This window comes from Agrococcus jejuensis (assembly GCF_900099705.1).
Taxonomy (GTDB): domain Bacteria; phylum Actinomycetota; class Actinomycetes; order Actinomycetales; family Microbacteriaceae; genus Agrococcus; species Agrococcus jejuensis.
Map to the genome: position 1 here is coordinate 1,317,584 of NZ_LT629695.1, position 21,612 is coordinate 1,339,195.

Below are 21,612 nucleotides of genomic sequence, written 5' to 3' on the forward strand. Positions count from 1 at the left end.
CGATTGTATGAGGGCCACGACGCAATCCGTGAGGATTCGTCAAAGCTGAAGATGCTTCCAACCTGTCGCAACGCGGGTTGCCCCTTGTCCCCCAAGGAACTGAGGACACTTCATGTCGACACGGTTGGCCGCGACCGGGGTACAGACCCGGCGTGTCGCCGCACGGCGACTGGGCGAGATCCCTCGATCGACGTACGAGACGCCTGACGCGTCCGGACACGTCGATGCCCTCCCCGCGGGGAGGGCATCGAGGGCGGGACTACGAGGCGGAGGGGTCGGGGAACGCCGTCGGGTAGACGAGCGGCGGCGCCGTGCCCTCGAGGGGCGTCAGCAGGCCCTGCACCGCCGCGAGTGCCGCGAACGAGACGAGCCGCGTGCCGCCGTCGGCGCGCACGAGCTCGACCTCGTCGACGCGCGGCAGCACCGTGCGCTGCCCTTCGACGAACCGCGCCCGGGTCGCCGCGCCGCCATCCGCCGCCGGCACGAGCACGGCCTCGGCGATCACCGCGGACTCGTCGGTGCGGTCGTAGTGGGCCTGCAGCAGCTGCCGCAGTCGCGCGTGCTCGAGCACCGTCAGCCGCGCGCGCAGCGCACGACCGGCCGCCTGCGCGGCCTGCGGCCACGCCCCGATGGCCCATCCCTCGCCCGAGCGCACGAGCGGAGCGGCCGAGAGCGGATGCTGCGTGCCGGCGAGCACGCGGTCGGCGATCTGCGCGGCGGCGAGCACCGCCTGCGGGTCGTCGGCGGGGGCGACGACCATCGTGTCGACCGCCGGCGCGACGACGAGCGGCGCGCGCGAGCCGAGCACGCGCTCGACGAGCGCCGCGCGGTGCAGCACGGCCGCGACGGGCGCGGCGCCCTGCACGACGACGACGGCGCCGACCTGCGACAGCGCCGGCGGGTGCTCCGCCGACGTCGCGGCGGCGACGACCTCGCTCGCCACGACGCCCCACCGCGTGCGCAGCTCGGAGGACACGGGCACGTCGCTCGTCGGCAGGTCGAGCACCGCACCCACGTACAGGTCGTCGACGACGACCGCGGCGGCCTCGAGGTAGCCCTCGACGCCCTGCAGACGCAGCTCGCGCACGCGCAGCGCGTGCCCGACGCCCGTGAACGCCCGACCGACGAGCAGCGGCCGCGCAGCCTCGAGCGTCGCGGGCAGCCCCGACGGCATCGGGGTCGGCGCGGTCGCCTCGACGGTCATCGCGTGTCGGATGCGTCGGTCGAGCCGGAGGCCTCGCCGCCGAGGATCGACGACGCGGCAGCGGCCGCGTCGCCCGTCGAGCGGCGCTGCGCGCCCGCGACGGCCGAGCCTGCCGCGTTGCCCTGCGCCGTGGCGTTGATGACCTGCTGCAGGTCGATGCCCGTCGCGTCCTTCATCATCGTCGTCATCGAGGCGATGTTGCCCACCATGTCGGCCGTGAGCTTGTTCGTGCCGTCGGCCGAGACGACCGTGATGTTCGACGACGCGTAGGCCTTCGCGAACGCCTCCGCGACCTCGGGCAGGCGCTCGAGCAGCTCCTGCGCGAGCACGAACTGGCTGTTCTCGGCGAGCGCCGCGGCGCGGGCGGCGATGGCGTCACCCTCTGCTCGACCGCGGGCCGAGATCGCCTCGGCCTCGGCGCGACCCTTCGCGGCGACGGCGACGGCCTCCGCCTCGCCCTCCGCCTTCTGCGCCTCGGCGGCCGCGATGCGCGACGTGCGCTGCGCGTTGCCTCGCGCCTCGGTGACGCTCGCCTCGGCGACACCCTCCGCCTTCTGCGCCTCTGCGCGCGCCTCGCGCGCCGCACGCTCGGCGTTGGCCTCCGTCGACTTCGCGACGGCGTTCGCCTCGGCCGTGATGCGGATGCGGTACGCCTCGGCGTCGGCGACCTTGCGCACCTCGGCGTTCAGCGTCTGCTCCTTGAGCTCGGCCTCGCGCTGCGCCGTGATCTCCTCCTGCGCGACGATCGCCTGACGCTGCACCGCATCCTCGAGCGGCTTGGCGGCGTTCGCCTGCGCGAGGGCCTTGTCGGTCTCGGCCTGCACCGCGGCCTCCTGCAGCTGCAGCACGCGGTTCGCCTCGAGGATCTGCTTCTTCGCCTCGATCGACGCCTGCTCGGCGGCCTTCTGCGCCTCGGTGTTCGCGATCGCCGCCGCACGCTGCACGGCCGCCGACTCGGGCACGCCGAGGTTCGCGATGTAGTTCTGGGTGTCGTTGATCTCCTGGATCTGCAGGGTGTCGACGTTGAGGCCCTGCTTCGTCAGCGCATCCTCGGCCGCCTGCAGCACCGCATCCGCGAGCGCCTTGCGGTCGTGGATGATCTCGAGCACCGTGAGCGAGCCGATGATGCCGCGGAGCGAGCCCGACAGCACCTCCTGCGTCGACGACTCGATCTCCTCCTGCTGCGAGAGGAATCGCTGGGCTGCGTGGCGGATCATCTCCTCGGAGCCGCCGACCTTGATGACGGCCACGGCCTGCGCGTGGATCGTGATGCCGTTGCGCGTCTGCGCCGTCGTGTTGAACAGCAGTCGGCGCGAGCGCAGCGACATGCGGAAGTGCTTCTGCACGAACGGCATGACGAAGATGCCGCCACCCGTGACGACCTTCTGGCCCGAGAGGTCGGTGACCTCCTCGCCCTTCGCGTCGATGTACGTGCGGCCCTTGCGACCCGTGACGATGATCGCCTCGTCGGGCTCGGCGATGCGGTAGCGGCGCACGGCACCGAAGACGAGCAGGAGGAGGACGATGACGGCGAGTGCGATGAGCACGACGAGGCCGATGTCGAGACCGAACACGAGGGTCCTTCGTTTCGAGGAAGCGGATGCTCGCTCAACCTATGGATGCCGTCTGGACGGCTCCTGGTGGGCGCCTCCGCGGCGGCTCGGTCGGCACTCCTCACCCGTTGGAGCGCCCGCTCGGGACCGCTCCCCCACCAGCCGGTGGGGGATGCCCCGATCGGCGTCAGCTCGAGTGCGTCGCCGCCGGGCGCGACAGGCCGTCGAACGGGGCGATGCCGTCGCGATACGCCTGCTCGTCGGCCTCCGCGATGACGGTGCCGCCGATGAAGAGGCTCACGCCGTCCTCCTCGTCCTGCCAGGTCTCGGCGGGCGCGGTGTCGCGGCGCGCGTCCCAGATCGACACCCACACCCACATCGACCCGTTCGTGGCCGTGCCCGACCACATCCACATCTCGTCGGGGTCGAGCGAGCCGAACTGCTCCTCGACCTGCTCGTCGCGCTCGGCGACCGACTCGTGGCCGAAGGGTGCGCGGTCGTACTCCCACTCGAGCGCGCCGTAGCCGAGCTCGGCGAAGCGCGTGTCGAGCGCGTCGACGATCGCCGTCCAGTCGGCATCCTCGGCCAGGCCCTCGCCGAGGTTGGTCGGCGAGTTGTAGACCTGGTGCAGCGACGGCCCGCCGTAGTCGTTGCCGCCGACGGGGAACGTGTCGAAGGTCGTGTCCTCGGGCAGCACGAGCCCCCAGTCGAGCTCGGGCGCGACGGGTTCGACGGCCGACTGCAGCGCGAGCAGCTGCTCCTCGCTCACCGCCTCGACGTCCTCCGCGCGCGGCGCGGCGAGCACGTCGGCGGGGTCGTCGTACGAGCTGCCGGGGTAGTCGGCCCAGTCGAGCACGACCTCGGTGCCGTCGTCGGCGGTCACGGTCGTCGTCGGGCTCGGCGGATCGACCATGCGGGCCATGAGCACGCCGCCGGTCGCGAGCCCTGCGACGACGATCGCTGCGACGCCGCCTGCGGCGATGACGACTCGGGTGGGGCGGGACATCGTCTCGACGGTAGCCGCGTCCCCCTGGCGGGCGCGTCGTCCGAGCGGATGATGCTGCGGATGCCGCGCGAGGTGACGCTGAGAAGGCCTTCGTCTGCGACATGGCCTCGAAGGCCTTCTCAGCGTCACTTCGTGCCGGGATCTCCGCGCGAAGTGCTGCTGAGCGGGCCTGCATCTGCGATATGCGAATGCACCCGCTCTCAGAGACATCTCGTGCGCAGATCCGTCGCCGCGAGGCCTTCGCGAGGACGCCGGGACCGACCACCGTCCCCTGCGTCCTTCCGCGCGCTCCGCGCGCGAGGCCGACATCCCCGCCCGCCGAGGAGCTACCTCCGCGTCACATCCCGCTCCAACGCCTCCAGCGTGCGCCCGCGCGACTCGGGCAGCCGCCACAGCACGAACGCGAGCGCGCACGCGCCGAGCACGGCGAAGCCGAAGAACGTGCCCGAGATGCCGACGGAGGCGACGAGCGTCGGGAAGGCGAGCGCGAGGGAGGCGTTGGTGATCCAGTTCGCGAACGCGCCGACGCCGACGCCGAGGCCGCGCATCCGCATGGGGAAGATCTCGGACAGCGTGACCCAGAACGCCACGTTGAGGAACGTCTGCATCGCGCCGACGAACGCGACGACGAGCACGAGGATCACGATCGGCCGCGCGGGGTCGCCCGGCTGCAGCACGAGCGATGCGATGCCGATGAGCACCTGGCAGATCGTGGTGAGGCCGAATCCGAGCACGAACGTCGTGCGGCGGTCGACGCGGTCCATCATCCACAGCGCCACGATGCCGCCGAGCACGGCGATGACGCCGGGGGCGACGTTGGCGACGAGCGCCGCCTGCCGCTCGAAGCCCGACTCCACGAGCACCGTCTGGCCGTAGTACATGATCGCGTTGATGCCGGTGACCTGCTGGCCGATGCCCAGTCCGATGCCCGTGAGCAGGATCGCGAGCAGGCGGCGATCGCGCAGCACGTCGGCCAGCCTGACACGGTCGTGCTGCCGCATCGCTGCGATGGCCTCGACGTCGGCGAGCTCGGCGGCGGCGCGCTCGGGCGTGCGGATGCGCTGCAGCACCGCGAGCGCCTCGTCGCGGCGGCCGTGGTCGACGAGCCAGCGGGGCGACTCGGGCATGCGCAGCATCCCGAGGAAGAGGGCGGCGGCGGGCAGGGCGCAGACGGCGAACATGATGCGCCACACGCCGTCGAGGTGGCCGAGCTGCGCGCCGAGGATGGCGTTGACGACGAACGCGGCGAGCTGGCCCGAGACGATCGCGAGCTCGTTGCGGCCCGAGAGCGAGCCGCGGATCTCGTGCGGTGCAAGCTCGGAGAGGTAGACGGGCACGACCGTGGATGCGCCGCCGACGGCGAGGCCCAGCAGCACGCGGCCGACGACGAGCGCCTCGAGGCTCGGCGCCGCGACGACGACGAGCGAGCCGACGAAGAACAGCACCGCGAGCGCGACGATCGTCGTGCGGCGGCCGCGCGCATCCGAGACTCGACCGCCGACGAGGGCGCCGATCGCGGCGGCGAAGACGAGCGACGACGTCGCGATGCCCTGGGTCAGCGGCGTGAGGCCGAGCTCCTGCGTCATCGGCAGCAGCGCGCCGTTGATGACACCGGTGTCGTAGCCGAACAGCAGGCCGCCGAGGCACGCGACGACCGCGACGAGGCCGAGCCTGCGCCGATGCGGTCCGTCGCCGAGCGGGGGCAGCGTGGCAGGGGCGATCGGCGCGGTCATGGGCCTCCTCGGTCCGACCCTCCATCCAAGCACCGGAAGGATGTTCGGGATGCGAGCCGCTCACCCAGCAGCTGGTCGAGGAGGCCCCGAGCGCAGCGAGGAGCCGTCACGAGGCCTCGCGGCGTGCCCGCTCGGCGCGACCATGCGCGTGGTTGGGCAGGAGCGGCGGTCGCGTGGTCTCGTGACGCGGGCTCGCCCAGGGGCTCGCGCGCTCCTCGACCAGCTGGTGGGGTGGTGCGCTCCGGAGAGGAGCCCCTACCGCTCCACCGGGTCGCCGCCGCCGTGCACGAGCTCGGCGACGTCGGCGGGGGTCGGCATGGCCTCCCAGTCGCCCTCGGCGCGGCACGCGCACGCGCCGGCGGCGGATGCGGTGCGCAGCCGGGTCGCGTGGTCGGCGCCGCGCACGAGCTCGGCGAGGTAGCCGCCGACGAACGCGTCGCCGGCGCCCACGGTGTCCGCGACGGGCACCCGGTACGCATCCACCCGCAGCACCTCATCCCCGTCGACGCCCAGGGCGCCGCGGTCGCCGAGCTTCACGACGGCGCGAGCGGGTCCGAGCGCCTGCAGCGCGAGCGCGAGCGCCTCGTCCGACTCCCCCGACACGAGGATGCGCGCCTCGTCGTCGCCCGCGAACACGACGTCGGCGAGCGCCGCCACCTCGCGGTACCGCGGCGCAGCATCCTCGGCCGACCACAGCTTCGACCGGTGGTTCACGTCGAACGACACGAGCGTGCCGACCGACCGCGCGTGGCGCACGGCGTGCAGCACGGCCTCCGCCGACGTCGCCGACAGCGCGAGGCCGATGCCCGTGACGTGCAGCACGTCGGCCGCCGCGATGGCGTCGAGGTCGACGTCGGCGGGCGACAGGCGCGAGCCGGCGTTGCCGTCGCGGTAGTAGGTGACGCGGCTGCGGCCGAGGTGCGGCCGGTCCTTGAGCATGATCGCGGTCGGCACCTCGGCGTCGACGGCGACGTGCGCCGCCACGTGCTCGGCGCGCAGCGTGCGCAGGATGCGGCGGCCCACGGCGTCGTCGCCGACGCGGCCGATCCACGCGGTGGGGATGCCGAGGCGTGCGGTCGCGATGGCGACGTTCGTCTCGGCGCCGCCGAACGACAGCTCGGCGTCGCCCACGACGTCGAAGCCGCCCGTGCGGCGCGCGAGCACGAGGCCGAGCGCCTCGCCGAGGGTCACGACGCTCATGCCGGCACCCCCTCGGCGATCGCGACGGCGCGTGCGGCGATGGCCGCGACGGCATCCGCGCCCTCGCGCATCGCGGGGCCGGCGGCGAGCCACGAGCCCGACACGGCGAAGACGGCGGGATGCGCGAGGTGCGTCGCGAGCGTCGACTCGCTGACGCCGCCGGAGGGCATGAACGTGACGTCGGCGAACACCGACGCGTAGGCGTCGAGCAGCGCGAGGCCGCCGGCGACGCCGGCGGGGAAGAGCTTCAGCTGCCGCAGGCCGAGGTCGCGGGCGACCATCACCTCGGTGGGCGTCATGACGCCGGGCAGCACGTCGACGCCTGCCGCCTGCGCGACGGCGACGACGTCGGCCGAGAGGCCGGGCGACACGAGGAACCGCGCGCCGGCGTCGAGCGCCGCGCGCGCCTGCTCGGCGTCGAGCACGGTGCCGGCGCCGACCACGAGGTCGCCGCGCGCCGCGATCGTGCGCAGCGCCTCCATGGCGTGCGGCGTGCGCAGCGCGACCTCGACGATGCCGATGCCGCCCGCGACGAGGCCGTTGGCGAGCGCCGCCGACTCCCCCGCGGTCGCGGGGGCGGCGAGCGGCACGAGGCGATGCCCGGCGACGGCGCTCATCGTGCCAGCCACCCGCCGTCGACGGGCAGGATCGCGCCCGTCACGTACGCGGCAGCGGGGCTCGCGAGGAAGACGGTCGCGCCCGCGAGGTCCTCCGCTCGGCCCCAGCGGCCGGCGGGGATGCGCTCGAGGATCGCCTGCGAGCGGTCGGGGTCGTCGCGCAGCGCCTCGGTGTTGTCGGTCGCGATGTAGCCGGGGGCGATGCCGTTCACGGTCACGCCGCGGCCGGCCCACTCGTTCGACAGCGCGTGCACGAGGCCCGCGACGCCCGACTTCGCGGCGGCGTAGCCGGGCACGTTGATGCCGCCCTGGAACGTCAGCAGGCTCGCGGTGAAGACGATGCGGCCGTGGCCGCGCTCGAGCATCCCGTTCGCGACAGCCTGCGAGAGCACGAACTGGCTCGACAGGTTCACCTGCAGCACCTCGTCCCACCATTCGAGCGGGTGCTCGGCGGCGGGCGCGCGGCGGATGGTGCCGGCGTTGTTCACGAGGATGTCGGCGCCGCTGACCGCGGCGCCGAACGCCTCGACGGCGGCGCGGTCGGAGAAGTCGACGGCGTGGCCCTCGAACGAGCGGCCGAGGTCGCGCACGCGGCGTCCGATCTCGCCGCCGTCGGCCTCCTGGCTCGACGAGGCGGCGACGATGTCGGCGCCCGCCTCGGCGAGCGCGAGCGCCATGGCGAAGCCGATGCCGCGGCGGGCGCCGGTGACGACGGCCGTCTGGCCGGTCAGGTCGAACGAGACGGTCATGCGCGGGCTCCCTGCACGTCGACGAGGATCTTCATGGCGTCGCCGACGGCGAGCGCCTCGAACGCGGCCTGCGTGTCGTCGAGCGGCACGACGCGCGTGATGAGCTCGTCGGCGGGCACCTGGCCCGAGGCGAGCAGGTCGACGGCGCGCTCGAAGTCGGCGCGCTCGTAGACGCGGGCGCCGATGAGCTCGAGCTCGCGCCAGAAGACGCGGTGCAGGTCGATCGGCACGGGCTGCGCGTGGATGGCGACCATGACGACGCGGCCGCGCACGCGGGCGAGGTGCGGGCTCGACAGGGCGGTGGCGGCGACGCCGGCGACCTCGAAGACGACGTCGGCACCGGCGCCGCCGGTGCGCTCGTCGACGATGGCGGGCACGTCGGCGCCGATGGGGTCGAGGGTGTCGGCGCCGAGACGCTCCGCGAGCGCGCGGCGCTCGGCGTTGGGCTCGACGACGAGCACGTGCGCGCCGGTCGCGCGGGCGACGAGGGCGATGAGCTGGCCGATGGGGCCGCCGCCCACGACGACGACGTGCTCGCCGGCGGCGACGCGCCCGCGGGCGACGTCGTGGCAGGCGACGGCGAGCGGCTCGACGAGCGCCGCGTGGCGCAGCGAGAGGGATGCGGGCAGCGGCACGATGAGCGACGCATCCACGTTCCACCGCTCCTGCAGCGAGCCGGGGCTGTCGATGCCGACGAAGTTGAGGCGCTGGCAGACGTGGCCGTTGCCGGCCTCGCACGCGGGGCACGAGCCGCACGCGTCGAGCGGCATGACGGTGACCTGGTCGCCGACGGCGATGCCGGTCACGCCCTCGCCGACCGCGGCGATCGTGCCGCTCATCTCGTGGCCGATCGACTGCGGCGTCGTGACGCGCGAGTCCATCGAGCCGTGCAGCACGTGGAGGTCGGTGCCGCAGATGCCGGTGTAGGCGACGGCGATCTGCACCTGGCCCGCTGCGGGCTCGGTCGCGGCGACCTCGTCGACGGTGATGCGGTGCTCGCCGCGGTACTGCGCTGCCCTCATGCGCGGATGCTCCCTCGGATCCGTGAAACTTGCTTCCATTCGAAGGTCCACGTTGCGGAACTTCGTTTCGTGACGCTACCGTACCCGAAGCGGTCGTCCCACGCACCGCGGAACTTCAACGAGGAGGATCCATGCGCAGCATGAGGGTCGGCGCCATCGCCGGCATCGCGACCGTCGGACTCGCCCTGGCGGCGTGCTCGGGCGGCACGGGCGGCGAGGGCGGCTCCGCCGACCAGACCGTCTTCCGCGTCGCGTTCAACCAGGACATCGACCACCCGCAGGCGCAGGCGCTGCTCGAGGTGTCGGATGCGCTCGAGGAGGCCACCGACGGTGCCTACCGCTTCGAGCTGTTCACCGACGAGACGCTGGGCGACCAGGCCGCCACGATCGAGCAGGTGCAGTCGGGCACCCTCGACTTCGCGATCGTCGCAGGCTCGCTGCTCGAGAACTTCGAGCCCGACTTCTCGGTCGTGAACCTGCCGTACCTCTACGAGTCGCCCGAGCACCAGATGTCGGTGCTCAACGACCCCGAGATCATGGGCGACCTCTACGAGACCGTCGTCGACGACAACATCCAGGTGCTCACGGCGTACCACGGTGGCGTGCGCAACGTGTACACGACCGAGGGCCCCATCGAGACGCCCGAGGACCTCGCGGGCCTCAAGATCCGCGTCATCGGCTCCGACACCAACGTGCTCATGATGGAGCTCATGGGCGGCGTCGGCACCCCGATGGCGCAGGGCGAGGTCTACACGGCCATCCAGTCGGGCGTGCTCGACGGCGCCGAGAACAACGAGCTCATCTACTCCACGCTGAGCCACGACGAGATCGCCGGGTACTACTCGTACACGCAGCACCTCATGATGCCCGACTACCTCATCGCGAGCCCCGCCATCTGGGACGGCCTCGACGACGAGACGCGCGGCATCCTCGAGGGCCTGCTCGCCGACAGCGTCGACACCGAGCTCGAGCTCTTCGCGACCGCCGTCGACGAGGCCGTCGCCGCCGCCGAGGAGGCCGGTGCGACCTTCTCGGAGGCCGACGTCGACGCCTTCCGCGAGGCCGTGCTGCCCATCCACGAGGAGCGCGTCACGAGCGACCTCACGCAGTCGATCTACGACGCGATCGACGCGGCGCGAGGCTGACGATGGCGAACGCCGTGACCACGTTCGAGACCTGGCTCACCAGGGTGCTCCGCGTCATCTGCGCCACGTTGTTCGCGGTGCTCGTGGCGCTCGTGACCTGGCAGGTCTTCACCCGGCTCGTGCTCGGGGCTCCGAGCCCGTGGACCGAGGAGGCTGCTCGCTACGCCTTCGTCTGGGTGAGCCTCATCGGCATCGCGATCGCGGTCGCCGAGAAGGCCGACGTGGTCATGGAGTTCGTCGTCGAGCGCCTGCCGAAGGCGCTGCAGCGCGTCGCCGACGTGCTCGCCTACCTCTCGACCCTGTCGTTCGTCGTGTACGCCATGATCATCGGCGGCTTCGAGCTCGTCGACCTCGCGTGGGGGCAGCGCAACCCGCTGCTGCCCCTCACGCAGGGCCAGCTCTATCTCGTCATCCCGATCTCGGGCATCCTGCTCGCGCTCTTCCTCGTCCTGCACCTGGGCCGCACGCTCGCGCCCGGATACGCGGGGCGCGAGGGCTTCCACGAGGACCCCGCGGCGGCCGGCGCATGATCGATCCCGGCCTCATCGGCGCCATCCTCATCGGTGGCCTCGTCATCCTGCTCGCGGTCGGCGCTCCCGTGTCGATCTCCATCGCGCTGCCGTCGGCGGTGTGCATGCTGCTCATCTCGGACTTCGACCGCGGCGCCATCACGAGCGCGCAGCAGATGGTGCGCGGCGCCAACTCGTTCGCGCTGCTCGCCATCCCGTTCTTCGTGCTCGCCGGCGTCATCATGAACAACGGCGGCATCGCCGAACGGCTCATCAACCTCGCCCGGGTGCTCGTGGGCAGGATGCCGGCGCCGCTCGTGCAGACGAACGTGATCGCGAACGCGATCTTCGGCACCGTCTCGGGCTCGGCCGTGGCCTCGGCGGCCGCCGTGGGCTCGACCATGGCGCCGGTGCAGCGGCGCGAGGGCTACGACCCCGCGTTCGCCGCCGCCGCGAACGTCGCCTCGGCGCCGTCGGGCATGCTCATCCCGCCGAGCAACACGCTCATCGTCTACTCGCTCGCCGCGGGCGGCACGTCGGTCGGCGCGCTCTTCCTCGCCGGCTACGTGCCCGGATTCCTGTGGGCGCTCGCGTGCGCGGTCGTCGTGTTCCTCTACGCCCGCAAGCACCCGGAGCTCAAGGGCAAGCCGTGGCCCGCGCCGTCGGTCTTCCTCACGACGTTCCTCAAGGCGCTGCCGTCGCTCGGCCTCATCGTCGTCGCCATCGGCGGCATCGTCGCCGGCTTCTTCACGCCCACCGAGGGCTCGGCCATCGCGGTGCTCTACGCGCTCGCGCTGTCGTTCGCGTACCGCACCATCTCGGTCCGCGACCTGCCGCGCATCCTGCTCGAGGCGTGCCGCACGTCGTCGATCGTGATCTTCCTCATCGCGGTGTCGACCATCATGGGCTTCGTCATGACGTACGCGCGGCTGCCGCAGCTCATGGCGGATGCGCTGTTCGGCTGGACGGACTCGAAGGTCGTCGTGCTGCTCATCATGATGCTGCTGCTGCTCATCATCGGCATCCCGCTCGACCCGACGCCGGCGATCCTCATCTTCACGCCGATCTTCCTGCCCATCGCGGTCTCGTACGGGATCGACCCCGTGCACTTCGGCATCATGATGGTCTTCAACCTGTCGATCGCGGTGATCTCGCCACCATCGGCGCCCGTGCTCTTCGTGGGCGCGCAGGTGGCGAAGGTGCGGCTCGAGCCCGTCATCAAGCACCTGCTGCCGTTCATGGCCGTGCTCATCGTGCTGCTGTTCGTCATCGTGTTCGTGCCCGAGATCTCGCTGTGGCTGCCGCAGCTCGCCGGCCTCCTGTGACCGAAGAAAGGACTCCCATGCCCTCCGCCTACCGTCCCGGCCGCCCCGAGGACATCCCCGGCCTCGACCAGGCTGCGCTGCGCGACCGCTACCTCGTGCAGGGGCTGCTGACGCCCGGCGAGGTGCGCACGGTCGTGACGCACTTCGACCGCGTCGTCGCGGTCGGCGCGGTGCCGACGGATGCGCCGCTCGCCCTCGAGGCGGTGCCCGAGATCCGCTCGGAGCGGTTCCTCGACCACCGCGAGATCGGCATCGCGAACGTGGGCGGCGCCGGCGCGATCGTCGCCGACGGCGAGCGGTTCGCGATGGCGCCGGAGGCGCTGCTGTACCTGGGGCGCGGCACGAAGGAGGTCGTGTTCGAGTCCGACGACGCGGCCTCGCCCGCCGCGTTCTACGGCTTCTCGGCACCGGCGCACGCCGCGTTCCCGAACGCGCTCGCGACGCCCGCCGACGGCACGATCCGCGAGCTGGGCGACCAGGCGACGTCGAACCGGCGCACGCTGCGCCAGGTGATCCACGAGGACGGCATCCGCTCGTGCCAGGTCGTCATGGGCATCACGCGTCTGCACGAGGGCAGCATGTGGAACACGATGCCGGCCCACACGCACGACCGCCGCACCGAGCTGTACCTCTACTTCGACCTCGCCGCCGACGCCCGCGTGGTGCACCTCATGGGCGAGCCCGACGAGACGCGCCACCTCATGGCGGCGTCGGGCGACCTCATCCTGTCGCCGTCGTGGTCGCTGCACTCGGGCGTAGGCTCGTCGAACTACGCGTTCGTGTGGGCCATGGCGGGCGAGAACCAGTCCTTCGACGACATGGACTCGGTGCCGATCGCCGCGATGCGGTGACGGGAGGGAGTCACGTGGTGCTGGAGCAGATCGACCGCTCGGCCGCCCCTGCGGCGGGCGCGAGCGAGAAGACCCTGCGCGTGCTGCAGGCCGCGCTCGAGCACCCGCGCTTCACCGACATCGTCGCGGAGGCTGGGCTGGCCAAGGCGACCGTGCACCGCATCCTCGCGACGCTCGTCGAGCAGGAGTTCATCGCCGGCGACGCCGACCACGGCTACCGCGCCGGCCCGAGCCTGCTCGCGCTCGCCGGCCGCGCGCTCGCATCCGTCGACATCTCGTCGATCGCCGACCCGATCGTCACCGAGCTCGTCGAGCGCGTCGACTGCACCGTGCACGTGGGCGTGCTGACGGAGTCCGAGATGGTCTACGTCATCCGCAAGGACGCGTCGAAGCCGTACCGCATGCGCTCGCGCGTCGGCCTCGGCATCCCGCTGCACTCGTCGGGCATGGGCAAGGCCGTGCTCGCCACATGGGCGCCGGAGCGGGTGGATGCGCTCGTCGCCCGCGAGGGGCTGCCCGCCCGCACGGCGGACACGATCACGACGGCCGAGGGCCTCCACGAGGAGCTCGCCCGCGTCGCGGCCCGCGGCTACGCCATGGACCTCGGTGAGAACGAGGTCGGCACCGTGTGCGTCTCGGCAGCGATCCGCGACCACACGGGCGAGGCCCGCTACGGCCTGTCGATCTCGTCGATCGCGCTCGAGCACCCCGGCACGACGATCGAGTCGCTCGCCCCCGCAGCCGTCGAGGCGGCGGAGGCGATCTCGCGGATGCTGGGCGCGCCGGGCGCCTGACGTCGCGCCCCGGGTCCGCCGCGGGCTATGCGGCCGCGCGTGCCACCGCGGCGACCGCGGCGGTGGCCTCGACGACGAGCCCCGCCGGGCGGTTCGCGTGACGCATCATGTCCTCGAGCCGATCGCGGTCGAGCCCGGTCTGCGCGCCGGCCGCGAACGAGTAGCGCAGCATCGCCGACGGGTGGATCCAGAGCGACTCGCGACCCTCGCCGGCGTCGACCGAGAGCATGAACGCCTCCTGCCGCCGCAGCTTCGCGACGACGATCGCCGACACGTGCAGCAGCGTCTCGTCGTCGATGGCGAAGGAGGCCTCGCCGCCCGTGCCGTAGTGCAGGGTGCCCATGGGTGCTCCTCGGTGTCGGTGGTCAGGCCGCGACGGATGACGCGGTGGCGAGCTCGAGGCGGCACGCCTGCGAGCCCTGGCGGTACGCGGCGTGGAGCCGGCGTGGCGCGCTGCGCTCGACGTCGCCGACGTCGGACGTGACGACGAGCGCCCAGAGCGCTGCGACGGACAGCGCGAGCGAGGGGTCGCCGCGCAGCCCCGCCCGCACGCCGAGCGTCCTGGCGGTGGCCAGATGCGCGGCGGTCGGCGTCTGCATGAGGTCGACTCAACCAGAACGCCCAACATTTAGCAAGTTTGTCAAGATGAATGATTGGCTTTCTGAGCGATCCTCGCTGCACTAGGGTCGAGACGTACCGGCCACGATGCGAAGGAGGGGCCATGACCGACGGCGGACCACAGGAGTCGACCGGGTTCACCTACGACGCCTCCGCATCGGACGACGGCCCCGAGGCCATGCTCAACCTGCTGCTCGACTACCGCGAGGAGGAGGCCGCGTTGCGGCGACGCGTCGCCGATCGGCTCGAGATCGGCGACCTCGACCTGCTCGGCCTGCGCTACATCGCGCGAGCGAGCGAGCGAGGCGCGATGCTGCGCCCCTCGGACCTCCGCGACCTGCTCCTCATCACGACCGGCTCCACCACGACGCTCCTCGACCGCCTCGAGGCGCGCGGCCTCGCGACCCGCGTGCCGCATCCCACCGACCGTCGCTCGTCGACGCTCGCGCTCGACGAGGCCGCGACCGCGATGGTCCGCGAGGCGCTCGACGGCATGCAGGCGAGCGTGCTCGAGGTCGCCGAGTCCCTCGACGACGACGACCGGGCGACGGCCATCCGCGTGCTGCGCGAGCTCATCGCGGCGACCCGCGCCTCGAACCGCTAGGCACGCGCCGCCTCGCGCGCCGATAGCCTGCGTGCATGAGCGCCGAGGCCCGCACCGCTGCCGCGCGCGCACGTGCCGGGATGCCCACGACCCCGTCCGTCGCATCGATGGGCACGGCATGAGGATCGTGCGGGGCCGGGTGCACCTCGCCGTCGGCGGGCCGATCGACCCGGCGCTCGCGTGGGAGCGCTACGCGCGCGTCGACCGGTGGACGTGGTGGTCGCGCCACCTCGACCGCGTCGACGTCGACGGCGACGAGCTGCGCATCCGCCCCGGCCTCACGGGTCGTGTCGCGTCGGGCCCGCTCGTCGCGCGCTTCCGCGTGGATGCGGTCGACGAGGCCGCGCGCACGTGGACGTGGACCGTGCGCGTCGGCCTGCTGCGGCTACGGCTCGAGCACGCGGTGCTGCCGGCGACGCAGATCGGCACGCAGCGCGAGGGCACGCTCGCGCGGCTCGTGCTGCGCGGCCCGCTGCCCGTGACGATGGCGTACGCGCCGATCGCCGCGGTGGCGCTGCAGCGCCTCGTGCGCCGCTGACGTTCGCGATCCTCCACGGTATACTTCGAGTATGACCACGACGATCAAGGTGAGCGACGAGCTGCGCGATCGCCTCAAGGCGCAAGCCGGGCGCGACGGCCTCACCCTGGGCGCGCACCTCTCGCGGCTCGCCGATGCCGAGGACCGACGTCTGCGCCTCGCCTCGCTGCGCGTGGCCGTCGCCGACACGAGATCCGCAGACCTCGACTCCCATGCCGCGGAGACCGCCGCGTGGGAGCGCACGGAGTGGTCGGACGCCCAGGCGTGACCGGCACCGACCTCGCGCCGGGCGACGTCGTCTGGCTCTCGCTCGACCCGGTGCGCGGACGCGAGCAAGGCGGCCATCGCCCCGCGCTCGTCGCCGCGTCGTCGGGCTACCTCGACGCCGTCACCACGCTCGCGATCGTGCTGCCGATCACGACCACCGATCGCGGTTGGCCCAACCACATCCCGGTCGACGGGCTCGGCGTCCTCGACCAGCCGTCGTGGATCATGACCGAGCAGCCGCGCACGGTGACGCGCGAACGGATCACGTCGGTCGCCGGGCGCGTCTCGCCGGAGACCCTCGCCTCGGTGCGGCTCTGGCTCGGGGACTTCCTCGACCTCTGACCCGGGTCAGGCGCGCGGGGCGTCGTCGCCGAGGTCGGCGAGCGCGACCGCGATGGCACCGGTCGCGGCGTCGATGTGCGCGTCGAACTGCAGCTGCGCGATGGGCCGCAGGATGGGTCGCCGTGCGTGGTTCGCGGCCGCCTCGCGCGCCTCGTCGGTCGCCTGCGTCGCGGCGAGCAGGCACATCGACACGGAGCGGTCGAGGTCGGTGTCGCCGAGGTGCCGGTTGGCGGATGCGGCGCACGCGCCGATGCGGTCGAGCTGCGCGGCGTCGCGGATGCCGATCGTCTCGTCGTCGAAGCGGCGCAGCAGGCTCTGCATCTCGAGGAGGTCGGTGGTGACGTCGTTCGGCACGGAGACGATCATGCCCCCATCCCCCGTCGCTGCGCGAAGCGGCGGCTGCGTGTCTGCTGGGATGCGGGGACGCGACGGCCTCCCCAACAGCTGGTCGAGGAGGCCCCGAGCCGGAGGCGAGGAGCCGTCACGAGACCTCGCGACGTGCCCGCCCGACGCGACCACGCGCGTGGGCAGGAGCAGCGCGCGTGGTCTCGTGACGCGTGCTCGCTGCGCTCGCGCGCTCCTCGACCAGCTGATGGGCGACCCCGCCCTATTGACCGGCCGTCGAGGTGCGAGCGCAGCGAGCCTCGAAGCGGCCCGTCAGGAGACGGCAGCCACCGCATCCGCCAGCACCCCGTCCGCCCACTCGCGGGCGACGTCGCCGACGTCGAGCGGGCCCGACGCGTCGTGCCTGCCGTACTCGCCGACGCGCGTCGCGCCGCGGGCGGCGAGCGCCTCGTCGACGAGCTCCGAGCCGCGCGAGTACGTCTTCACGTAGCTCTTGTCGCCCATCCCGAACACCGCGTACCGCAGACCGTCGAGCCCACCGACGCCGGCGACGAGCGCCTCGTGGAACGGCCGCGCCGCGGTCGGCACCTCGCCGTCGCCGTACGTCGAGCAGACGACGAGGTGGATGCGCGACGCGTCGAGCGCGTCGGGATCGGCGTCGGCGAGGTCGACGACGCGCACGTCCGCGCGTGCGGAGAGGTGCTGCGCGAGGTCCTCGGCGATGAGCTCGGCACCACCGGACTCCGTGCCGAACAGGATCGTCACCGGCACGCCGTCGCCCGCTCCCGCATCCGCGACCGCCGTGATCTCGGGCAACGCGATCGACGCATCCGCGGCGGCAGCGCGCAGGGCGTCGAGCGTGCGCAGCTTCGCGCGGCGACGCCCTGGTGCGGCGGCGAGCGTCTCGGCCGCGTCGATGCGCCGCCACCCGTCGAAGTCCGTCGCGCCCTCGAACGCGTCGATGCCGGGCCGCCCGATCGCGACGGCCCCCGATGACAGGTCGTCGAGCACGAGCGCGGCGAGGCCCTTGGCGTCGGCGCGCTGGTCGGGGATGGTGCCGCGGGGTCCGCGGCGCAGCCAGCCGGCGACGTAGAGGCCGGGCTCGACGCGGCCGTCGGCGTGTGCGCCGGGCTCGACGAGGCATCCGTCGCCGGCCGCGAAGCCGATCGCGGTGACCACCGACGAGGCGTCGAGCACCCGCTCGCCCGCGGGCGTCGCCACGCGCAGCCCCTCGACGGCGTCCGCACCGAGCACCTCGACGGGCGTCGCAGCGAACCACCAGTGGATGCGCACGCGCACGTCGCCGACGGCCGCGGCCGAGCGCGCGGCGAGCGCACGCACGGCGTCCATGCGCGCATCCTTGCCCTCGGGCACGGCGTCGAGGTCGACGTCGTGCACGACGTGCTCGACGCCCGCGAGCGTGGCGAGCTCGCGCACCATGACGGGGTCGAAGCGCGCGGCACCGGGTGCCGAGCGGCCGACGAGGTGCACCTCGCGCACGTCGCTCGCGAGGGCGTGGTGCACGGCGTCGTCGACGTCGGTGCCGTCGAAGTCGGCGGCGTCGCGGGCGACGAGGCGTGCGACGTCCATCGCGACGTTGCCGTGACCCACGATCGCGACCGCGCGACCGAGCGACGGCACGTCGGCCTCGTCGGGATGCCCGTTCAGCAGACGCGTCACCGCGCCCGCGCCGACCACCCCCGGCAGCGCGGCGCCCGGGATCGCGAGCGCCGCATCCGCCGACAGCCCCGTCGCCAGCACGACCGCGTCGTACGACGACCGCAGCCGCGCGAGCCCCGCGGCATCCACCTGCACCCCGCCGACGAACCGCACGCCCTCATGCAGGAAGAGCCGGTCGAACTGCCGCGACACGGCCTTCGTGCCCTGGTGGTCGGCGGCGACGCCGTGCCGCACGAGCCCGTACGGCACCGGCAGGCGGTCGATGACGTCGAGGGGCGCCGCGGGCAGCGCGCGCCGCAGCGCCTGCGCCGAGAAGCAGCCAGCCGGGCCCGATCCGACGATCGCGATGCGCGGCGCGAGGGCGGGTGCCGCGGCATCCCGTGCGGCGTCGACCGCGACCGATGCGCCCGCTGGGGCCACCGCATCCCACCCGATCGGCATCGACAGCATGCCGCGGAACACCCACCCGCCGACCTCGGCGGGCCGCTCGGGCACGAGGGACAGGCCGCGCAGCCGGTCGAACAGCATCGGCAGCGCCACGTCGGCGACGGCCGAGCGCGCGGCCCAGTTGCCGAGGCACACGTGCACGCCCTTCGAGAAGGCGAGGTGCGGCTTGACCTCGCGGCGCACGTCGAACGCCTCCGGCCGATCCCACACCGTCTCGTCGCGGTTCGCGGAGAGGATGCAGATGCCCAGCCTCGCGCCCTCGGGCAGCGTGACGCCGGCGAGCTCGACCTCGCGCGTCGTCTGCCGCGAGTACAGGCCGATGGGCGAGATCCAGCGGATCGTCTCCTCGAACACCGTCGGCCACAGGCTCGCATCCGCCTCGGCCATGCGCCGCTGCTCAGGGTGCAGCAGCACGGCCCACGCGGCGACGCCCAGCGCGTCGCGCGGCTCGTTGAGCCCGCCGCCGATCGTCATCTTGATGTTCGCCCTGATGCGCTCGATGGGCATCCGGTAGTCGGGGATGCGGATGAGCTGCGAGATGAGCGAGTGGTCGGGGTGCTTCGCGTGCCACGCGAGCATCTCGTCGAGCGCGGCGTCGACCTCGTCGAACGAGCGCTTGCCCTTCGCCCACACCTCGGGGTCGTCGGCGTAGTTGCCGGTCGCGTCGATGAGGGTCTGCGACCAGCGCTGCAGGTCGGTCTGGTGCACGTTGTGGAAGCCGAGCATCTCGCGCAGGTTCTCGGCGGCGAACGGGGCGGCGAAGTCCCAGATGAGGTCGGCCTCGCCGGGACCCTTCGCCACCATCTCGTCGAGGTAGCGGGCGGCGTTGCGCTCGAAGACGCTGCGCCACACGCGCTTCACGACGCCGGGCCGCAGCGTGGGCTGCCACGCCGTGCGCTCGAGGTAGTGCTCGGGGTCGTCGCGCCGCAGCATCGAGTGCCCCATGGCGCGGATCTGCAGCGACCCCTCCTCGTCGGCCGAGAACGTCTGCTGGTCGACCTCGGTCGCGTGCACGGCGTCGTAGGTGGTGATGAGGTAGCGGCCGACGGCGGGTACCCAGTGCACGCCGCCCTCGGCGCGCAGGCGCTCGTAGATGGGGAAGGGGTCGCGGTAGAGGTCGGCGATCTGCACCCAGTCGGCGACGGGAGGGGTCGGCATCGTTCGCTCCGCTTCCACGCGCGGCACCGTCGCTGCGCGTGCATCCAGCATGGGTTGCACGCTTCTTCGTGAAAAGCGGAGAGATGCGGGATGCTTCTGCGGTAGAACCGAGGAATGAACGCCAGCGAACCTGACTGGGCAGTAGATGCGCGCGAGCGGGCAGTAGATGCCGCGAATCAGCCCGAATCACGACATCAAGTGCCCAGTCTTATGGGACGAGGCCCCGCATGAGCCCCGACTCCCCCATCCCCGACTTCACGCTGCGCCAGCTCGCGTACCTCGTGGCGGCGGCCGACGACGGCACGATCGCGGCGGCGGCGGCGCGGCTGCACGTGTCGGCGTCGGCGATCTCGGATGCGATCAGCGAGCTCGAGCGCTCCCTCGGCGCGCACCTCGCGATCCGTCGCCGCGCGCACGGCCTCACCCTCACGAGCGCCGGCGCGCACGTGGTCGCGCAGGCGCGTCCGCTGCTCGCAGCCGCCCGGGAGCTCGCGACGAGCCTCGCCGCCGACGGCGCCCTCGTGGGCCCGATCACGATCGCGTGCTTCCCCACGCTCGCGCCCACGATCCTGCCGCCGCTGCTCGCGGGGTTCGCCGCCGAGCATCCTGGCGTCGACCTGCGCGTCGTCGAGACGACGCAGGACGGCCTCGCCGGACGCATCGAGTCGGGCGAGATCGACGTCGCGTTCGTGTACGAGACGCTCGTGCCGGGCAACCCGCGCCGCCGGCGTCTGTACGCGCTGCCCGCGCACGTGGTGCTCGCCGCCGACGACCCGCTCGCGGCGCAGCCGACGGTGCGGCTCGAGACGCTCGTCGACCGCGACCTCATCCTGCTCGACGCGCCGCCGTCGAGCGAGCACACGCTCTCGCTCTTCGCCGCGCGCGGCCTCACGCCGCGCATCCGCCAGCGCGTGCGCAGCTACGAGGCGGTGCGCACGCTCGTCGGCCGCGGGCTCGGCTACGGCATCCTCGTGCAGCGCCCGGCGAACGCGGCGAGCTACGAGGGCTTCCCCCTCGCGCTGCGCGAGATCGAGCCGGCGGTCGGCCCGGTGGGCGTCGACGTGCTCTGGTCTGCGGATGCGGATGCCCCGCCCCGCGTGCGCGCGCTCATCGACTTCGCGACGTCCTTGGAGTGGCCGGCGCCCCGCTGACGTCGGCTCGCAGCGAGACGCTCCCCCACCAGCTGGTCGAGGAGCGCAGGCGCGCAGCGCCTCCGCGTCACGAGACCACGCGACAGGCCCGCGCGACGCGACCAAGCACGCGGCTGGGCAGGAGACGCGGTCGCGTGGTCTCGTGACGCGTGCTCGCCTGGCGGCTCGCGCGCTCCTCGACCAGCTGCTGGGGCGCACCAAGCCATCCCCCACCCCACCCCGGCTACGCTGAGGCGATGCCCGACTCCGCGCCGACGCCGGCCCCCGACGCCGCTGCGACCGCATCCGCGAGCAGCGCATCCGCGGCCACCGCATCCATCGCGCCGGGCTCGCTCGTGTGGCGCATCAAGTCGTCGCTCATCGGGTACGTGCGCGGCATGTCCGACGGCGAGGTGCTGCTCGACGACGGCGTGCTCGACACCGCCGAGGGCTTCGCGTTCCCGGCGAAGGGCGTCGACGGCGACACGCTGCGCTTCGGTGGCGTCGTGACGTTCCAAGGCCACAACGGCATGATGCACGTCGAGCTGTCGGAGCCGTCGCTCACGCCGGTCGGCGACGGCTGGCGCGTGGAGTTCTCCGACCCCGACGCCCCGACCGTGCGGCTGCACTTCGCCGACGTCGCCTCGGTCGTGACCGGTCGCGACGGCACGCAGCACGGCACGGGCACGTTCCTCGCCGCCGACGGCGCCGACCTCTTCTTCGGGCCGTACGAGCAGGGCACGCCCCTCGACGACCCCTTCGTGCAGGGCTGAGG

The 21,612-nt window shown here is 73.0% G+C and carries 22 protein-coding genes and 1 pseudogene; 11 read left to right on the plus strand and 12 right to left on the minus strand.

Features of this window, described 5'->3' with window-relative positions; translation table 11 throughout:
• Positions 1-259 precede the first annotated feature (259 nt).
• From BLQ67_RS06115 to BLQ67_RS06150, 8 genes are all read right to left on the minus strand, one after another.
• The gene (locus BLQ67_RS06115; protein ID WP_092503390.1) at positions 260-1,204 is read right to left on the minus strand and encodes a hypothetical protein; all 945 of its coding nucleotides are present in this window, start codon (positions 1,202-1,204) and stop codon (positions 260-262) included.
• Complete coding sequence (locus tag BLQ67_RS06120) at positions 1,201-2,778, minus strand: SPFH domain-containing protein (protein ID WP_092503392.1); 1,578 nt, start codon at positions 2,776-2,778, stop codon at positions 1,201-1,203. The genes BLQ67_RS06115 and BLQ67_RS06120 overlap by 4 nt, the downstream gene beginning before the upstream one ends.
• A gap of 166 nt (positions 2,779-2,944) precedes the next feature.
• Positions 2,945-3,763 carry a hypothetical protein gene (locus tag BLQ67_RS06125; protein WP_092503394.1) on the minus strand — a complete coding sequence of 273 codons (819 nt, stop codon included), beginning with the start codon at positions 3,761-3,763 and terminating at the stop codon, positions 2,945-2,947.
• Between the two features lie 326 nt (positions 3,764-4,089).
• Positions 4,090-5,496, minus strand: coding sequence for a sugar porter family MFS transporter (locus tag BLQ67_RS06130; protein ID WP_092503396.1), 1,407 nt, complete (start codon positions 5,494-5,496; stop codon positions 4,090-4,092).
• Between the two features lie 255 nt (positions 5,497-5,751).
• Positions 5,752-6,696 (minus strand): sugar kinase, encoded by a 945-nt coding sequence (locus BLQ67_RS06135; RefSeq protein WP_092503398.1) that lies wholly within the window; start codon positions 6,694-6,696, stop codon positions 5,752-5,754.
• On the minus strand, positions 6,693-7,313 hold the full coding sequence (eda, locus tag BLQ67_RS06140) for a bifunctional 4-hydroxy-2-oxoglutarate aldolase/2-dehydro-3-deoxy-phosphogluconate aldolase (protein WP_092503400.1): 621 nt from the start codon (positions 7,311-7,313) through the stop codon (positions 6,693-6,695). Before eda ends, BLQ67_RS06135 begins: the two co-directional genes overlap by 4 nt.
• Positions 7,310-8,062, minus strand: coding sequence for an SDR family oxidoreductase (locus tag BLQ67_RS06145; protein ID WP_092503402.1), 753 nt, complete (start codon positions 8,060-8,062; stop codon positions 7,310-7,312). Before BLQ67_RS06145 ends, eda begins: the two co-directional genes overlap by 4 nt.
• Positions 8,059-9,084, minus strand: a complete 1,026-nt coding sequence (locus BLQ67_RS06150) for a zinc-dependent alcohol dehydrogenase (RefSeq protein ID WP_092503404.1) — start codon at positions 9,082-9,084, stop codon at positions 8,059-8,061. The genes BLQ67_RS06145 and BLQ67_RS06150 overlap by 4 nt, the downstream gene beginning before the upstream one ends.
• Positions 9,085-9,215: 131 nt before the next feature.
• Between BLQ67_RS06150 and BLQ67_RS06155 the strand changes: the two genes are divergently transcribed.
• From BLQ67_RS06155 to BLQ67_RS06175, 5 genes are read left to right on the plus strand one after another with little or no spacing between them, the layout of a single operon-like run.
• Positions 9,216-10,229: a TRAP transporter substrate-binding protein gene (locus BLQ67_RS06155; RefSeq protein ID WP_092503406.1), complete on the plus strand. Its 1,014-nt coding sequence runs from the start codon at positions 9,216-9,218 to the stop codon at positions 10,227-10,229.
• Positions 10,230-10,231: 2 nt separating this feature from the next.
• Positions 10,232-10,759: a TRAP transporter small permease gene (locus BLQ67_RS06160; protein WP_092503407.1), complete on the plus strand. Its 528-nt coding sequence runs from the start codon at positions 10,232-10,234 to the stop codon at positions 10,757-10,759.
• On the plus strand, positions 10,756-12,063 hold the full coding sequence (locus tag BLQ67_RS06165; RefSeq protein WP_092503409.1) for a TRAP transporter large permease: 1,308 nt from the start codon (positions 10,756-10,758) through the stop codon (positions 12,061-12,063). Before BLQ67_RS06160 ends, BLQ67_RS06165 begins: the two co-directional genes overlap by 4 nt.
• A 17-nt stretch (positions 12,064-12,080) precedes the next feature.
• Positions 12,081-12,914, plus strand: coding sequence for a 5-dehydro-4-deoxy-D-glucuronate isomerase (kduI, locus tag BLQ67_RS06170; protein WP_092503411.1), 834 nt, complete (start codon positions 12,081-12,083; stop codon positions 12,912-12,914).
• A 14-nt stretch (positions 12,915-12,928) separates the two neighbouring features.
• Positions 12,929-13,708, plus strand: a complete 780-nt coding sequence (locus tag BLQ67_RS06175) for an IclR family transcriptional regulator (protein ID WP_197674637.1) — start codon at positions 12,929-12,931, stop codon at positions 13,706-13,708.
• A 25-nt stretch (positions 13,709-13,733) separates the two neighbouring features.
• On the opposite strand, the gene BLQ67_RS06180 is transcribed toward BLQ67_RS06175, so the two are convergent.
• The gene (locus BLQ67_RS06180; RefSeq protein ID WP_092503413.1) at positions 13,734-14,051 is read right to left on the minus strand and encodes a DUF7882 family protein; all 318 of its coding nucleotides are present in this window, start codon (positions 14,049-14,051) and stop codon (positions 13,734-13,736) included.
• A gap of 22 nt (positions 14,052-14,073) precedes the next feature.
• Entirely contained in the window at positions 14,074-14,307 is a 234-nt protein-coding gene (locus BLQ67_RS06185; RefSeq protein WP_092503415.1) for a hypothetical protein, read from the minus strand.
• Positions 14,308-14,429: 122 nt separating this feature from the next.
• Here BLQ67_RS06185 and BLQ67_RS06190 point away from each other — a divergent pair, with 122 nt between their 5' ends.
• From BLQ67_RS06190 to BLQ67_RS06205, 4 genes and pseudogenes are all read left to right on the plus strand, one after another.
• Positions 14,430-14,930 (plus strand): MarR family winged helix-turn-helix transcriptional regulator, encoded by a 501-nt coding sequence (locus BLQ67_RS06190; RefSeq protein WP_157674689.1) that lies wholly within the window; start codon positions 14,430-14,432, stop codon positions 14,928-14,930.
• A gap of 118 nt (positions 14,931-15,048) precedes the next feature.
• The gene (locus BLQ67_RS06195; RefSeq protein ID WP_092503419.1) at positions 15,049-15,468 is read left to right on the plus strand and encodes a hypothetical protein; all 420 of its coding nucleotides are present in this window, start codon (positions 15,049-15,051) and stop codon (positions 15,466-15,468) included.
• Between the two features lie 13 nt (positions 15,469-15,481).
• A pseudogene (locus BLQ67_RS06200) lies at positions 15,482-15,736 on the plus strand (hypothetical protein); the annotation flags it as partial.
• Entirely contained in the window at positions 15,733-16,077 is a 345-nt protein-coding gene (locus tag BLQ67_RS06205) for a type II toxin-antitoxin system PemK/MazF family toxin (RefSeq protein ID WP_092506805.1), read from the plus strand. The pseudogene BLQ67_RS06200 and the gene BLQ67_RS06205, both read left to right, overlap by 4 nt.
• Before the next feature lie 6 nt (positions 16,078-16,083).
• Here the strand turns inward: BLQ67_RS06205 and BLQ67_RS06210 are convergent, their stop codons facing one another.
• Both BLQ67_RS06210 and BLQ67_RS06215 read right to left on the minus strand, forming a co-directional pair.
• A complete protein-coding gene (locus BLQ67_RS06210) occupies positions 16,084-16,443 on the minus strand; it encodes a hypothetical protein (RefSeq protein WP_092503423.1) in 360 nt (119 codons plus the stop codon).
• A 291-nt stretch (positions 16,444-16,734) separates the two neighbouring features.
• Positions 16,735-19,707: a cytochrome P450 gene (locus BLQ67_RS06215; protein ID WP_092506806.1), complete on the minus strand. Its 2,973-nt coding sequence runs from the start codon at positions 19,705-19,707 to the stop codon at positions 16,735-16,737.
• Between the two features lie 227 nt (positions 19,708-19,934).
• Here BLQ67_RS06215 and BLQ67_RS06220 point away from each other — a divergent pair, with 227 nt between their 5' ends.
• Together BLQ67_RS06220 and BLQ67_RS06225 are read left to right on the plus strand one after the other, a co-directional pair.
• Positions 19,935-20,858: a LysR family transcriptional regulator gene (locus tag BLQ67_RS06220; RefSeq protein WP_092503425.1), complete on the plus strand. Its 924-nt coding sequence runs from the start codon at positions 19,935-19,937 to the stop codon at positions 20,856-20,858.
• A gap of 236 nt (positions 20,859-21,094) precedes the next feature.
• A complete protein-coding gene (locus BLQ67_RS06225; RefSeq protein WP_092503427.1) occupies positions 21,095-21,610 on the plus strand; it encodes an HtaA domain-containing protein in 516 nt (171 codons plus the stop codon).
• Positions 21,611-21,612 lie beyond the last annotated feature (2 nt).

What these genes read in the sequence shown, in the direction of transcription:
- BLQ67_RS06115 (WP_092503390.1), bottom strand. Translation starts at nt 1,204, where the DNA reads ATGACCGTCGAGGCGACCGCGCCGACCCCGATGCCGTCGGGGCTGCCC.
- BLQ67_RS06125 (WP_092503394.1), bottom strand. Translation starts at nt 3,763, where the DNA reads ATGTCCCGCCCCACCCGAGTCGTCATCGCCGCAGGCGGCGTCGCAGCG.
- BLQ67_RS06130 (WP_092503396.1), bottom strand. Translation starts at nt 5,496, where the DNA reads ATGACCGCGCCGATCGCCCCTGCCACGCTGCCCCCGCTCGGCGACGGA.
- BLQ67_RS06135 (WP_092503398.1), bottom strand. Translation starts at nt 6,696, where the DNA reads ATGAGCGTCGTGACCCTCGGCGAGGCGCTCGGCCTCGTGCTCGCGCGC.
- eda (WP_092503400.1), bottom strand. Translation starts at nt 7,313, where the DNA reads ATGAGCGCCGTCGCCGGGCATCGCCTCGTGCCGCTCGCCGCCCCCGCG.
- BLQ67_RS06145 (WP_092503402.1), bottom strand. Translation starts at nt 8,062, where the DNA reads ATGACCGTCTCGTTCGACCTGACCGGCCAGACGGCCGTCGTCACCGGC.
- BLQ67_RS06150 (WP_092503404.1), bottom strand. Translation starts at nt 9,084, where the DNA reads ATGAGGGCAGCGCAGTACCGCGGCGAGCACCGCATCACCGTCGACGAG.
- BLQ67_RS06155 (WP_092503406.1), top strand. Translation starts at nt 9,216, where the DNA reads ATGCGCAGCATGAGGGTCGGCGCCATCGCCGGCATCGCGACCGTCGGA.
- BLQ67_RS06160 (WP_092503407.1), top strand. Translation starts at nt 10,232, where the DNA reads ATGGCGAACGCCGTGACCACGTTCGAGACCTGGCTCACCAGGGTGCTC.
- BLQ67_RS06165 (WP_092503409.1), top strand. Translation starts at nt 10,756, where the DNA reads ATGATCGATCCCGGCCTCATCGGCGCCATCCTCATCGGTGGCCTCGTC.
- kduI (WP_092503411.1), top strand. Translation starts at nt 12,081, where the DNA reads ATGCCCTCCGCCTACCGTCCCGGCCGCCCCGAGGACATCCCCGGCCTC.
- BLQ67_RS06180 (WP_092503413.1), bottom strand. Translation starts at nt 14,051, where the DNA reads ATGGGCACCCTGCACTACGGCACGGGCGGCGAGGCCTCCTTCGCCATC.
- BLQ67_RS06185 (WP_092503415.1), bottom strand. Translation starts at nt 14,307, where the DNA reads ATGCAGACGCCGACCGCCGCGCATCTGGCCACCGCCAGGACGCTCGGC.
- BLQ67_RS06190 (WP_157674689.1), top strand. Translation starts at nt 14,430, where the DNA reads ATGACCGACGGCGGACCACAGGAGTCGACCGGGTTCACCTACGACGCC.
- BLQ67_RS06195 (WP_092503419.1), top strand. Translation starts at nt 15,049, where the DNA reads ATGAGGATCGTGCGGGGCCGGGTGCACCTCGCCGTCGGCGGGCCGATC.
- BLQ67_RS06210 (WP_092503423.1), bottom strand. Translation starts at nt 16,443, where the DNA reads ATGATCGTCTCCGTGCCGAACGACGTCACCACCGACCTCCTCGAGATG.
- BLQ67_RS06215 (WP_092506806.1), bottom strand. Translation starts at nt 19,707, where the DNA reads ATGCCGACCCCTCCCGTCGCCGACTGGGTGCAGATCGCCGACCTCTAC.
- BLQ67_RS06220 (WP_092503425.1), top strand. Translation starts at nt 19,935, where the DNA reads ATGAGCCCCGACTCCCCCATCCCCGACTTCACGCTGCGCCAGCTCGCG.
- BLQ67_RS06225 (WP_092503427.1), top strand. Translation starts at nt 21,095, where the DNA reads ATGCCCGACTCCGCGCCGACGCCGGCCCCCGACGCCGCTGCGACCGCA.